Origin of the sequence: Pseudomonas sp. RC3H12 (assembly GCF_018596375.1) — a bacterium.
Taxonomy (GTDB): domain Bacteria; phylum Pseudomonadota; class Gammaproteobacteria; order Pseudomonadales; family Pseudomonadaceae; genus Aquipseudomonas.
The window spans coordinates 2,447,947-2,460,893 of the sequence record NZ_CP075595.1 but is presented as its reverse complement, the minus strand read 5'-3'; the positions used below and the strand labels follow the sequence as shown (position 1 = coordinate 2,460,893).

The 12,947-nt window shown below is 62.5% G+C and carries 10 protein-coding genes and 1 pseudogene; 8 read left to right on the top strand and 3 right to left on the bottom strand.

Features of this window, described 5'->3' with window-relative positions; genetic code table 11:
* The first annotated feature begins 12 nt into the window (after positions 1-12).
* From KHO27_RS11215 to KHO27_RS11185, 7 genes and pseudogenes are all read left to right on the top strand, one after another.
* Positions 13-1,701: a phospholipase D-like domain-containing protein gene (locus KHO27_RS11215; RefSeq protein WP_214501816.1), complete on the top strand. Its 1,689-nt coding sequence runs from the start codon at positions 13-15 to the stop codon at positions 1,699-1,701.
* Positions 1,702-1,927: 226 nt separating this feature from the next.
* On the top strand, positions 1,928-2,563 hold the full coding sequence (locus tag KHO27_RS11210; protein ID WP_046855967.1) for a lytic polysaccharide monooxygenase auxiliary activity family 9 protein: 636 nt from the start codon (positions 1,928-1,930) through the stop codon (positions 2,561-2,563).
* A gap of 37 nt (positions 2,564-2,600) precedes the next feature.
* Positions 2,601-3,608 (top strand): annotated as a pseudogene (locus tag KHO27_RS11205) (chitinase); the annotation flags it as partial.
* 362 nt (positions 3,609-3,970) lie between these two features.
* Positions 3,971-4,897: a DNA-3-methyladenine glycosylase family protein gene (locus KHO27_RS11200; RefSeq protein ID WP_250888442.1), complete on the top strand. Its 927-nt coding sequence runs from the start codon at positions 3,971-3,973 to the stop codon at positions 4,895-4,897.
* 164 nt (positions 4,898-5,061) lie between these two features.
* Positions 5,062-5,571 carry an RNA polymerase sigma factor gene (locus tag KHO27_RS11195; protein ID WP_178082009.1) on the top strand — a complete coding sequence of 170 codons (510 nt, stop codon included), beginning with the start codon at positions 5,062-5,064 and terminating at the stop codon, positions 5,569-5,571.
* Positions 5,572-5,574: 3 nt separating this feature from the next.
* Positions 5,575-6,408, top strand: a complete 834-nt coding sequence (locus KHO27_RS11190) for a FecR family protein (RefSeq protein ID WP_110702299.1) — start codon at positions 5,575-5,577, stop codon at positions 6,406-6,408.
* Between the two features lie 89 nt (positions 6,409-6,497).
* Positions 6,498-8,921 carry a TonB-dependent siderophore receptor gene (locus KHO27_RS11185; RefSeq protein WP_111532278.1) on the top strand — a complete coding sequence of 808 codons (2,424 nt, stop codon included), beginning with the start codon at positions 6,498-6,500 and terminating at the stop codon, positions 8,919-8,921.
* 322 nt (positions 8,922-9,243) lie between these two features.
* Here KHO27_RS11185 and KHO27_RS11180 read toward each other — a convergent pair whose 3' ends face one another.
* Positions 9,244-10,260: a PNPOx family protein gene (locus KHO27_RS11180; RefSeq protein WP_110702294.1), complete on the bottom strand. Its 1,017-nt coding sequence runs from the start codon at positions 10,258-10,260 to the stop codon at positions 9,244-9,246.
* A 185-nt stretch (positions 10,261-10,445) separates the two neighbouring features.
* Here KHO27_RS11180 and KHO27_RS11175 point away from each other — a divergent pair, with 185 nt between their 5' ends.
* Positions 10,446-11,483 (top strand): AraC family transcriptional regulator, encoded by a 1,038-nt coding sequence (locus KHO27_RS11175; protein WP_214501814.1) that lies wholly within the window; start codon positions 10,446-10,448, stop codon positions 11,481-11,483.
* A 362-nt stretch (positions 11,484-11,845) separates the two neighbouring features.
* Here the strand turns inward: KHO27_RS11175 and KHO27_RS11170 are convergent, their stop codons facing one another.
* Together KHO27_RS11170 and KHO27_RS11165 are read right to left on the bottom strand one after the other, a co-directional pair.
* Positions 11,846-12,220 carry a MerR family transcriptional regulator gene (locus KHO27_RS11170; protein ID WP_050706075.1) on the bottom strand — a complete coding sequence of 125 codons (375 nt, stop codon included), beginning with the start codon at positions 12,218-12,220 and terminating at the stop codon, positions 11,846-11,848.
* A 72-nt stretch (positions 12,221-12,292) separates the two neighbouring features.
* The gene (locus KHO27_RS11165; protein ID WP_214501813.1) at positions 12,293-12,868 is read right to left on the bottom strand and encodes an NAD(P)H-dependent oxidoreductase; all 576 of its coding nucleotides are present in this window, start codon (positions 12,866-12,868) and stop codon (positions 12,293-12,295) included.
* Positions 12,869-12,947 lie beyond the last annotated feature (79 nt).

Here is a 12,947-nt window from a genome sequence, read left to right as displayed (position 1 = left end):
GGAGTGCCTCCCATGCGAGCATCCGCCACGGGCGACTACCTGCGCGTACGCGCCATCACCGGTACCCATGTCGTGGTGCTGGCCTGGGACTTCGTCACGCCACCGAACCTTGCGACGCTGGTCGCCGAGCAGAACCTGCTGGGCTTTGCCGTGCAGCGCAAGCAGTTCGACGCGGCCGGCCAGGTGCGTACCCGCTATTACCTGCGTGGCTTGAAACGCTTCGCAGACAAGGACAAGGGGCTGCCCCCGGGCACGCGGGTGCCGACCAGCGAGCACCCCATCCAGAGTTTCCTGTGGGCGGACTACACCGCCACTGCCGAAGGCGACTACGAGTACGCGGTGCAACCGGTGTTCGGCGAGCCGAAGAACCTGCGTGTGGATGAGGCCCTGGGTGTTGCCGTGCGTGTGCGCTGCGAAAGCACGACGGCGCCAGGCACGGGCGTGCGCCACGACGTGCACTTCAACCGTGGCGTGATCGGCTCCCAGGCCTATGCCCGGGAGTTCGACAACGTCGCTCCCGACCCCGAAGCGCCGCAATCCAAGCCGATGAGGTGGCTTTCGCGAGGCTTGTACGAAGCCCTGCTTGCCTTCATCGAACGCGGTGCCAGGCCGGGCATGGGGTTGCGCGCGGCGTTCTATGAATTTCACTACCTGCCGGTCGCCCAGGCGCTAAGCGATGCCGCGCAAGAAGGCGACGTGCAGGTGGTCTATGACGCGGCCAGCAAGTACAAGGCCGAGAACCAGGCCACCATCGCCCAGGCCGGCCTGGCCGCCCACGCTCATCCGCGCACGGTCAGCGAAGGTATCCGCCACAACAAGTTCATCGTGCTGCTCGAGCATGGCCAGCCGGTCAGTGTCTGGACCGGCTCGACCAATATCTCGGCCGGTGGGATCTTCGGCCATTCGAACGTGGGGCACGTCGTCCACGACCCCGAAATCGCCCGGCAATACCTTGATTACTGGACACGCCTGCAACGCAACCTGACGCCAGGCAAGTTGCGCACGCCCAGTGCCCAGGCCAGCCCGCTGCCGGCATTGCCGTTGCAGCCGGGCACCTATCCCGTGTTCAGCCCGCGCGAAGATAACGAGGAGCCCCAGGCGCGCAAGACCTTGCAGTGGTACGCCAACCTGGCCAGCGCGGCCAGTCAATTGGTGTGCTTCACCGCTGCCTTCGAGATCGCCGCCGAATTCCAGGCGGTGTTCCAGGCACAGAACGATGTGCTGCGCTACGTGATCAAGGACGATCCGCTGAAGGCGACGGAGAACATCGGTACCGACGGTGACGTGATCTTCGCTGCCGGTAGCTACCTGAGCGAGGACAACACGCTGAGCAACGCGCTGAAGGAACGCGACAACCCGCTCAACAGCAACGATTACATCCACACCAAGTACATGCTGGTCGATCCCTTGGGCGAGCAGCCCACGGTGGTGACGGGCTCGGCGAACTTCAGCAGCGCCTCCCAGGTGAAGAACGACGAGAACATGCTGGTGATCCACGGCGACACCCGGGTGGCGGATATCTATTTCGGCGAGTTCATGCGCCTGTTCGACCATCACTACGCCCGCTACCTGGCGGCCAGGTACCAGGACCGGCCCGGCAGCCAGGGCAATTATCTGAAGGAGACGTCCGGGCAGTGGCTGCCCGCGCACCTGGACCCGTCGAACTACCGCTCCAAACGCCGGCAGTACTTCATTGGCTGACAGGCTCGGGCACTGGCAGACGTCGCGCTGGCGTGTAGGTGTTTTGCTTCAGGGTGAGTAGGATAATTCAAGCGATACTGTATATTTGTCCAGTATTCATTGGTGATTCCAATGCCTGAGCACGCCAGGAGCAAAAATGGCTGCGTGGACAATAAATCCAGCTCCGTTAGTTTGAAGGCCTCTCCTTCGGAAAGGGAGAGTTCTCAAACCACATGGAGTTACAACGATGAACCAACCAGAAAACCAGAACCCGCTTCGTCACGGTCGTGTCACCACCCCAGCCTCGCGTGGCGCCGTCGCCATCGACCTCGGCGTGCTGAGCGGCTGGCAGGTCGATGAAATGGAAGGCGGCAAGAACTTCCCGGCCCTGGCCGCCGGTCCGTTCCCCGCGCCGTTCCAGTCGGACAATCCGAGCGTCGCGCCGCCCGCCGATGGCTACATCCTCAGCGGTGGCAAGACCGACGCCCGTGACTGCGTCAACTTCACCGACGAGGAGATGGGCAAGAAGCTCAACCGCGCCTTCACCTGGCCGCTGATCAATGTCGACGCCGGGCAAGTGTTCAAGGTGACCTGGCGCTACACCGCGCCGCATACCACCCGCGGCTATCGCTGGCTGATCACCAAGGACGGCTGGGACCCGAAACAACGCATCACCCGTGCGCAACTGGAAGACAAGCCGTTCGCCGAGGACTTCTACCCGCAGGTGCCGTACTACAGCCACGCCGGCGAGCTGAAGGCCAAGGTCGATCACGAAGTGAAGCTGCCGGCCAACAAGAAGGGCCGTCACGTGATCGTGCTGATGTGGATCGTCGCCAATACCGGCAACGCCTTCTACCAGGCATTCGACGTCGACTTCCAGTAAGTCCGCGGGATCTACACACGTTCTGAAGGATTGGAACATGGCAACGATTGACTTTACCCAACTCAAGGCAGCGCAGGATGACGCTGCATCGCGGATGCCCAGCCTGGCGGGCAAGAAGATCCTCATGGGCTACTGGCACAACTGGCCGGCCGGCCCGGCGGATGGTTACCAGCGCGGGCAGTTCGCCAACATGAGCCTGGAGGAGGTGCCACGCGACTACAACGTGGTGGCGGTGGCCTTCATGAAGGGCAGCGGCATACCGACCTTCAAGCCGTACAACCTGTCCGATGCCGAGTTCCGGCGCCAGGTGGGCGTGCTCAACAGCCAGGGCAGGGCGGTGCTGATGTCCCTGGGCGGCGCCGATGCGCATATCGCCCTGAACCCGGGCCATGAACAACCGCTGGCCAATGAAATCATTCGCCTGGTGGAAACCTACGGTTTCGACGGGCTGGACATCGACCTTGAACAGAGCGCGATCGATTTCGCCGCCAACAAGACGGTCCTGCCTGCCGCGCTGAAACTGGTGAAGGATCACTACGCCGCCGAGGGCAAGCATTTCATCATCAGCATGGCACCGGAGTTCCCCTACCTGACCAGCACGGGGCGCTACGTCGACTACCTCAAGGCACTGGAGGGGTACTACGATTTCATCGCCCCGCAGTTCTACAACCAGGGGGGCGACGGGCTCTGGGTGCAGGAGGCCAACAATGGCAACGGCGCCTGGATCGCGCAGAACAACGATGCCATGAAGGAGGACTTCCTGTTCTACCTGACCGAGAGCCTGGTCAGTGGCACCCGCGGCTTCACCCGGATCCCGGCCGACAAGTTCGTCATCGGCCTGCCGGCCAACGTCGACGCCGCCGCCACCGGCTATGTGATCAACCCGACGGCGGTGACCAACGCGTTCAAGCGCCTTTACGCCAAGGGCGTGTCGATCAAGGGCCTGATGACCTGGTCGGTCAACTGGGACAGCGGGGTCAACAAGAACCACGTGCCCTACAACCAGGAGTTCAGCCGGCGCTACGGACCGCTGATCAACAGTGGCAACAAGGCCACAGCGTCCGTCGACGCCTGATCGAGCCAGCATCCGGCAGACGTGCCTGATGCCCGACAGTCGAGGCCTGTCGGCTTGATCACTGCATGAAGATCCGATGCCGCAAGGCATCGGATTTTTTGTGCCTGGTCGCTAGTGTGGTGTTTCACAAATAACGACCATAACTCGCGGCGCTTTTTGCGCTCATGCAGCGTTGTCGCTCCTCGCCGTAGCTGGGCTACGACTCGTCGCGACGCCTTGCCTGAGCGCAAAAATCGCTCGCGATTTATTGGTCGTATTTGCAAAACACCACACTAGGGCGCCGGTACGAAAATGGCGAGTCACCGCTATGCACAGGGGCTACCATGTCACCCATGGCCAATATCAACGACACCACCGAAAACGACACCTGCGACCTGGCACTGAAAGCGCGCGATACGCGCTTGGACGGCTGTTTTTTCCTGGGCTGGCGTCCCCCCTATGACACTGCGGCAATGTTCGGCTTTCTGCGCCAGCGGGCGATACCCGGCCTGGAGTGTGTGGAGGAGGGGACATACACCCGTACGCTGCGCCTCATGCAGGACAGTCAGGAACATTGCGGCTGGTTGAGCGTGGCCTTTGACGAGGTGCGCGCCCAGGCGCGGGTCACGATCAGCGATTCCCTGGGGGTTGTCCTGCCCACGGTGATCAACCGCGTGCGCGCCGCGTTCGACCTGGATGCCGACCCGCTCGCCATCGACGCCGTTCTGCACAGTGCGTTCCCCTCGGGTGCGGGCCTGCGCGTTCCGGGAACGGTGGATGGTTTCGAGCTGGCCGTGCGTGCCGTGCTGGGCCAGCAGATCACCGTGGCCGCTGCGCGCACATTGGGCGCACGCCTGGTCGCGGCCTTCGGACAACCCATCACAACACCGCTGGCTGGCACGGACCGTCTGTTCCCCACACCCGCCGCGTTGATTGCGGCCAGCGGTGATGAACTGGGCCGGCTGGGCATCACGCGCCAACGCCAGGCGGCGCTCAAGGCGCTGGCGGAAGCGGTGCTGGAGGGCGGCCTGATCCTGAGCCCAGGGGTGGACGTCGCGGCCACCTGTGCCCGCTTGCGCGCACTGCCGGGGATCGGCGACTGGACCGCGCAATACATCGCCTTGCGTGCGTTGCGCTGGCCCGATGCCTTCCCGGCGGGCGATGTGGCGCTGCAAAAAGCCCTGGGGGTGAGCAGCGCACAGGCGGCAACGCAAGCCGCGCAAGGCTGGCGACCCTGGCGCGGTTATGCAGTGCTGCGCGCCTGGCAAAGCTTGCACTGACAGGCCAGCCTGAACAGGGGTAAACCTATTTCAGGACTAGACAGTATCGGGGAGTCGAAGCGCTGGGCGCCGAACACAGCTGAAGTGCCTGCCATGGCAGGTCCAGTTGCCCGACCTGAAAAGCGCATGATATAAATGAGATTCACTATCAATTGGTTGCCATCATGGCTTCGACCGACAACGATCTCCTGCGAGCCCTGGCCTTGCACTACGACGATTTGGTCGAGCACATTCGCCGACGTTTTTCCAACCAGCATTTTGCCCGCGACGTGGTCCATGATGTCTGCGTGCAGATCCTGGAAAAGCCGCCGCTCAACGCCATCAGCGTGCCCATGGCCTTTTTGCGGCGTGCCACGCTCAACCGCGCAATCGACCGGCGCCGTTCGGAAAGCACCCGCACGCTGTACGCGCAGAGCCAGATCGCCGTGGTCGAGCAGCACTGCGACCAGCTGGATGGTGCGATGGCGCTCGAATTCGAACAGCGCCTGCGTGCCTTGCTGGCGGTGATCGACGCATTGCCGGCGCGCCAGCGCCAGGTGTTCCTGCTCCACCGTATTCACGGCATGCCACAAAAGGACATCGCGCAGGAGCTGGAGATTTCCGTGAACATGGTTGCCCAGCATTTCATGCGGGCCATGCGCACCCTCGCACAACGCTGGCAGCCGGAGGCCTGATCGATGCAACGCCGTAGCGCGCCCGGCGCGCGCGATGCCCTCGAGCCTTACGCTGAATCCTTGCGTGCGCTGGTGCCCAGCCGTGAGGCGCTTTTGCAGGAAGCCAAGGCGCAGAGCGCACGCAACGCCAATCGTCGGCGCAAGGCCGCCGGCACGGCCCTGCTGCTGGCCCTGGCCGGTTGGGCCTGGCTGGCCGACCCGGCGCTGGGCTACCGCCAGGTCGAGGTGGCCAGCACCGGTCGCGAAACGTTGCACCTGGACGACGGCAGCGTGGTCGAACTGGACGCCGGCAGCGTGCTGCGCATCGAGTATCGCCTGCGCAGTCGGCAGTTCGAGCTGCTCGATGGCGAAGGTTTGTTCAGCGTGGCTCATCAAGCCAAGCCCTTCATCGTGCGTAGCCAGGGCGTGGCTGTGCGCGATATCGGCACGGTGTTCGATGTACGCAGCGACCTGGACGGCGTGCGGGTGGCTGTCCTGGAGGGAGAAGTGGAAGTGGACAACGGCATGGCGCGTCAACGGCTGACGGCCAACCAGCAACTGCTTGCCAACCCTCAGCGCCTGGGGCCGGTGCACGCCAGCAAGCCCGGCGAACGAGACGCCTGGCGGCATGACCTGTTCCATTTCGACGGCACCCCGCTCGAGTCGGTCCTGGCGCAACTGCGCCGCCACCGTGACGCGCCGATTCGGCTGCAGGGCGCGACCGCCAGGCAACACCGGCTCAGCGGAGAGTTCCCCACCGGCAATGTCGAACAGTTGCTCGACAGCCTGCCCCAACTGGCGCCGGTAACGGTCAGTCGCGACAAGAGCGGTGCTGTGCAGGTGGATGTGCAGCGCTGAAAAATTTTTTCAGCGCTGCATCAATGTGCGGGTCAGCACAAACGCCAATCCCTATGAAACGCATTCTCACTTGCTCTGATGGGGATTCCATGACGCTCTTTAGCCACCCGCTGCGTCAGGCCATGGGCCTGGCGACATTCGGATTTCTGCTTGCCGGGCCTGTGCAGGCCGAACAGACGCACTACCGCATCGACCTGCCGGCCCAACCGCTGGATCAGTCGATCAACGCCCTTGCCCGCCAGACCGGTAGCCGCATTCTGTTCAACACTGACGCCGCGCACGCGGTACAAGCGCCGGCATTGCACCAGCAACTGAGCGTCGAACAGGCGCTGCGCCATTTGCTCGCCGGCAGCCACCTGAGCCTCACCCAGGCAGCCGATGGCCAGTATCTGATCGCGCTGCCCAGCGAACCCAGCAACGGTGCGCTGGAACTGGACGCGTCCAGCGTCATCGGCCGCCAACCGGCCACCACCACCGAGGGCAGCCATTCCTACACCTCCGGCGCGGTCACCCTGGGCAAAGGCGTACAGACCCTCAAGGACATCCCGCAGTCGGTCACGGTGATGACCCGCCAGCAGATGGACGACCAGAACACCCAGACCATCAGCGACCTGGTCAACCGCACGCCCGGCCTCACCGCCAGCCGTTCGCCGGGGTCGGGGCTGTTCATCTATTCGCGCGGTTTCAGCATCGACACGCTGCAGTACGATGGCGTGCCGATCCCGCGCAATACCTACTCGCTCGGCAGCTACCTCACCGAAGACCTGAGCTTCTATGACCGTGTCGAGGTGCTGCGTGGCCCGGCCGCGCTGCTGCAAGGCGGTGACAGCCCGGGCGGGGCGATGAACCTGGTACGCAAGCGCGGGCAGGACAAGGCGGTGGTCAGCCTGACCGGCAAGGCCGGTTCCTGGGACCGCTATGGCCTGCAACTGGACGCTGGCGGCCCGCTGAATGCCGAGGGCACCCTGCGTGCCCGCACGGTGGTCAGCCAGAACGACAACGGCTCGTTCATCGACTACGTGCGTGGCTGGAACCAGACCGTCTACGCTGCCGTGGACTATGACTTCACCCCGGACTTCACGATGGGCCTTGGCGTTGCCAACCAAAAGGGCCAAGCCCGCCCGGCCATGCTCGGCCTGCCGCGCTATGCCGACGGCGGCAACCCCGACTGGTCGCGCTCGACCTATGTCGGCGCGGACTGGAACCGTGCCAACAACGACCAGACCAGCGTGTTCCTCGACGCCAGCTACCGGCTCAACGACGACTGGCGGCTGAAGGCTGCCGGCGTGTACATGAGCGAACACAACGGCGCGACCTACCAGGCGTTGTGGGATGCCCTCCCGGCCAACGGCTCCACCAGCAACACCTACATCGACTGGAGCACCGATTTCACCACCCACAGCAAGGGCCTGGACCTGTACCTGGACGGCCAGTTCACCGGTTTCGGTTTCGAGCAGACCTTCTTGCTCGGCGCCAACTACTCACGCATCAATACCGACGACCGCTGGGCCAGGGCTCCCACATTAGGCGCAGACTCCAGTAACGTCGACCATCACCGGCCGATGCCAGACATCTACGGCCTGGCAAGCCGGGGCCGTGGCGAGTTGACCGAGTACCAGATCACCCAGAAAGGCTTGTATTCGCGCTGGTCGATCAACCTGACCGAGCCGCTGAAGCTGATCGTCGGTGCCCGCACCAGCTGGTACGACTACAGCTACGCCTCCCAGTCCTTCGCCCGCACCGGCTACAGCGAGTCGACAACCAGCAGCAACGGCAAGGTTTCGCCCTATGCGGGCCTGGTGTATGCGCTGAACAAACAGTGGTCGGTCTACACCAGCTACACCGACGTCTTCCAGCCGCAGAGTGCACGCACCAGCAGCGGTTCGGTGGTCGAGCCGATCATCGGCAGCAACTACGAACTGGGGCTCAAGGGCGAGTTGTTCGACGGGGCGCTGAACACCTCGGTCGCGCTGTTCCGCTACGACCAGGAGCACCACGCGGTGCTCGACCGCAGCGGGCCGATGGACTGCAATGGCTGGTACTGCTCGAAGGCCTCAGGCAAGGTGCGCAGCCAAGGCCTGGAGGCGCAGGTCAGCGGTGAAGTCCTCAGTGGCCTGCAAGTGATGGCCGGCTACGTGTACAACACCACGCGCTACCTGGAAGACGGCACCTACAAGGACAAGGTCTACAGCACCTGGACGCCCAAGCATCAGTTCAAGCTGTGGGCCGACTACACCTTGCCCGGTAACTGGAGCCGTACCTCGGTGGGGCTGGGCACCACGGCGGTCACCGGCACCACTTCCTATGACCACGTCTTCGACCTGCCCGGTTATGCCATCTGGGATGCTCGGGTCGCGTACAAGCTCAGCGACGAGGTGACCGTGGCGGCGAACCTCAACAACCTGCTGGACAAGAAGTACTACCAGCCGGCCTACAACACCATCGACTACAACAACTACTACGGCGACCCGCGCAACGTCATGTTCAGTGTGAAATACACGCCTGAACTCTAGTTTGGCTGTAGTGCGCGAGGGCCTGCTGTGATTGCCACAGGGCTCATGGCGCGAGCGAATGTCGGTCGTGGCCAACACAAAGGCTTGGATCAATGTCTGCTCTGGGTCGATAGCAGCGAGTCGCGACCGGCTGTTTTCGACCCTTTGCGTCCGTTCGTGGATGACCTGAACCGGCCAACACCCGCCAGTCGCATGCTTACATGACCGGCTAAAGCAGAACCTTGCTAGAAAGCGCAGCGGATTCGGATGCTGACGGATAGCAATAAGCATCCGGCTGGGCAAGGTACAGAAGGGCACCTAAGCCGTCGCCTACCCCGTCACCTCAATAGAGATGGCGCAGGTCATGCTTGACCACCGCATCGACCACCAGGCTGGTGGCCTTGCCTAACAGGCCCGTACCGTTCATGTGCTCGGACAGCATCTTGGAAAAGGCTGGAATCTGCCTTTCGTCCAGGTGTGTTGCGCGATCCCACAAGCCCGCGGCCAGCAGTTCTGGGCAGTGCTGGAAGCGATAGCGCTCGACGTTCACGACGGTAGCGACCCGAGGTGGCTTGCCGTTGATTGCCAGTGGGGCGAGCAAGTTCGAGTCGCTGTTCAACCAGGCGCGCCCGGCCACGGATAAAACCGTGTCGGCGCCGGGCTGAAGGAAGGACAGGCGCAAGGCGCCATCGACGAGGATATTGCTCAGGCTGCAGGCAACCTTGTTGCCGGGGCGTTCCGGTACCAGCAGAGTGTGGCGATCCAGTACCTGGACGAAACCAGCCGGATCACCTCGTGGCGACATCTCGGTGGCGTCGGTCTGGCGCTGCGTGAGCATCAGCAGGTACGGCGAGGCGGCGATAAAGGCCTGCGCTGGCTCGGACAAGGCCTGCCCTGTGTCAGCTAAAAAGGGTGTCGTGTACGCTCTGGTCCTCCAGAAATCGGCGCGTACCTTGGCTCGCGAACAGTGCAGGAACAGCGCCTCGGCGCGAAACTCCAACAGCTTTCCGGCTCGCAGAGAGCACCGACCATTGGCGCGCAGGCTGAACCCCACGCCGGGCAGGATGAAATACAGACTGCAGGCCATTTCCTCTATCGGCTGCTGTGAGATCGCTTTGTCTGCCGGCCAGGGCAGCAGGATGTCCTGGCCCTCGGCCCGTAACACTGGATGGTGGCGCAAATCGAGGTACTCGATATCTAACCGCGGGTCGGCGAAGCCGACGGCGCAAACCGTCGCTTGGCGGATCATCAGCAGGCAGTGCTCATCCAATCTGCGCTGCAGGCGTTTGTGCATCATCGCCGGTGGTGGCGGAATCAGTGCGCGCAAGGCGCTTAACGATGCGATTCTGTGCTCGGGCATAGCAGGTGTTCCTGTGCCATGGTCGTATCGTCGATGCTAGGCAGTCCGATGATGGCTGGCCATGGCTCTGCGGTTCAACCTGCATGGCTTTTGGTTGCAACCTGTACTTGCACGGCCGACGGCTGGCCGCCGCTTTGCACCGTGCGCTAGAGTCGTTACCCAAGCAACTACCAAGAGTAGGCCCGATGGTCAGAAGTACCACCGTATCGGCCGTCGCAGTGCTGGATCTGCACGACCAGTTGCTGAATCTCGGCGTGGTCACTGCAACCCAGCTGCGGGAGGCCGGGGTGGAGGGTGCCAAACTGCTCGACCAGGGGGCTGCGGCATCGCCGATCCAGGAGCAGCGTGTCGACGAGACCCAGTTACTGGCGCTGTGGCAGTTCGCCGCGAACAACACGCATTTGCCGCATATCGGCCTGCTGGTCGGGCAGACCTTCAATCCCGCCACGCATGGCGTGCTGGCTAGTTGGTTGTGCCAATGCAGTCGGGTGAGCGAGGCGCTGGAAGTGTTCCAGCGGCATATCGCGCTGATGAACCCTTCGGAGAGCTGGCAGTACAGTGAAACGGCAGATGCTCTGGTGCTGGAGATTACCTTCGACCCCGGCAAAACCTACCCGCAGGCCGCCATCGAACGCAGCATGAGTGCAGTGCTGCGCTGGAGCCGGGAGATGACCGGCGTAGAGCTACGGCCTCTGGCCTGCGAGTTCGCTTTCCCATCCCCGGCCTATCATGCGCACTATGTCGAGCTGTTCGGCAGCGAGCTGCGCTTCGACAGCGAGAGAAACAGTCTCCACCTGCCGCGCGACTTCCTGCAGCATCCCATTCTCGGCGCCAGCGACTACCTGCGACAGATGCTGGAGTCTCGTGCAAGGGCGACACTCGCGCAGCTGCAAGGCGCAGATACGCTTGCCGGCACGGTGCGTCGCTTGATTCTCGCAAGCCTGCCCGATGCCATGAGCATCGAGCCAACCTGCCAGGCGTTGCACGTCAGTCGCACCACGCTCTACCGACGCTTGAAGGAAGAGGGCACCAGTTTCAGCGCGCTGGTGACGGAGGTACGTCGTGAGTTGTCCGCGGAGCTGATTCGCCAGGGGTTGCCCGTGGCGACGGTCAGCGAGCGGCTGGGGTTCAGGGATACCAGCACTTTCCACCGTGCCTTCAAGCGCTGGTTCGACCGCACTCCGGGAGCCTTTCGAGACGAGGGTCTGTATGAAAAGTCTTGAGACGAAGGTCAGGCAAGGCGAAAACAGCCGAGGAACGGTCGGAGTCGCGCTCGACTTTACGGGTTGTAAATGAGCATTCCGACCGGGCTGGCGCAACAGGCTGTTTTCAACGCAGCATACACCGAGTATCAAGGCTTTTCATACAGAGCCTAGTGTGGTGTTTTGCAAATACAACCAATAAATCGCGAGCGATTTTTGCACTCAGGCAAGGCGTCGCGACGAGTCGTAGCCCAGCTACGGCGAGGAGCGACAACGCCGCATGAGCGCAAAAAGCGCCGCGAGTTATGGTCGTTATTTGTGAAACACCACACTAGCAATGGGCTTGCCGCTTTCGGCGTCAAGCCAGCAGTTCGCTTCGTTGCTTATGGCAGACGCTTAAGCCCGCACTGATACTTGGCACCTGCAAGGCTTGCTTCAAACGCCTCGAGCCCTGCGTATATCTGTTGCAGCCCAGTGATTTGCCCCAGCACTTCGCGTTTCTTGTCGGCAATGGCCTTGCCCGCCAATTCCCACGGCAAATCAGCACCCTGATGCCTCAGCAGAATCGCCTGCAGTTCTTTCAGTTTGAAACCCAACTGCTGCGCACATTTGATGAACGTCAGCAGCTCGACACTCTGCTGATTGTAAACGCGGTACTGCCCCTGGCGCTCGGGCGGCGGCAGCAGGCCAATCGCTTCATAGTGGCGGATGGTCTTGACCGTGGTGCCCGACAGTTGGGCGGCTTTGCCGATATACATGAATGTCCTTTTCATAAGGGAGCGGGGCATCATTGCATGGCGCCAGCGATTCGGGAATCACATAGCCGCAGGTCAGCTGGCGATGCCTCGTGCCAGTTCCAGCCAGGCTCCACGCCGCCGCGTACTGGAACCGAGCAGCGGCCCGAACATCAGGGTACGCAGCGTTCTGATACCGCAAAACTGCAACGTGGTCTTGCGCACTTGGTGAAGGCCAGGCATGCGATACACCCAGCGGTAGTACCATGGCGGTGTATCCATCGTCACCAGCAGATGTGCTGTTCGACCCTTGAGCAGTTGCTCGGGGAAAGCCTTGCCTGCCCTATACTGAAACGCGAAACCGGGCAGGAACACGCGGTCGAAAAAGCCTTTCATCAATGCAGGGATACCGCCCCACCAAATGGGATAGATAAAGGCCAGGTGCTCAGCCCAGGTGATGTCGGCCTGGGCCCTGAGCAGATCGGGTTCCAGTGGCTGCGCTTGCCGGTAGCCGCTGCGTAGTACCGGGTCAAAGCTCAAAGCATCAAGCCGTAACACCCTTACATCATGGCCGGCACTTCTGGCCGCCTCGACATAACTCTCGGTCAGCGCTGCGCAGAAACTCTCGCTTGACGGGTGCCCCAGCACCACTAGTACTCGTTTGCTCATCATCACTTCATCCTGAACATGAAGCGTGCAGGGTAAAGCCGGACCATAACGGGAGAGTCAACTGCTCTGGCTGCTCTGGAGC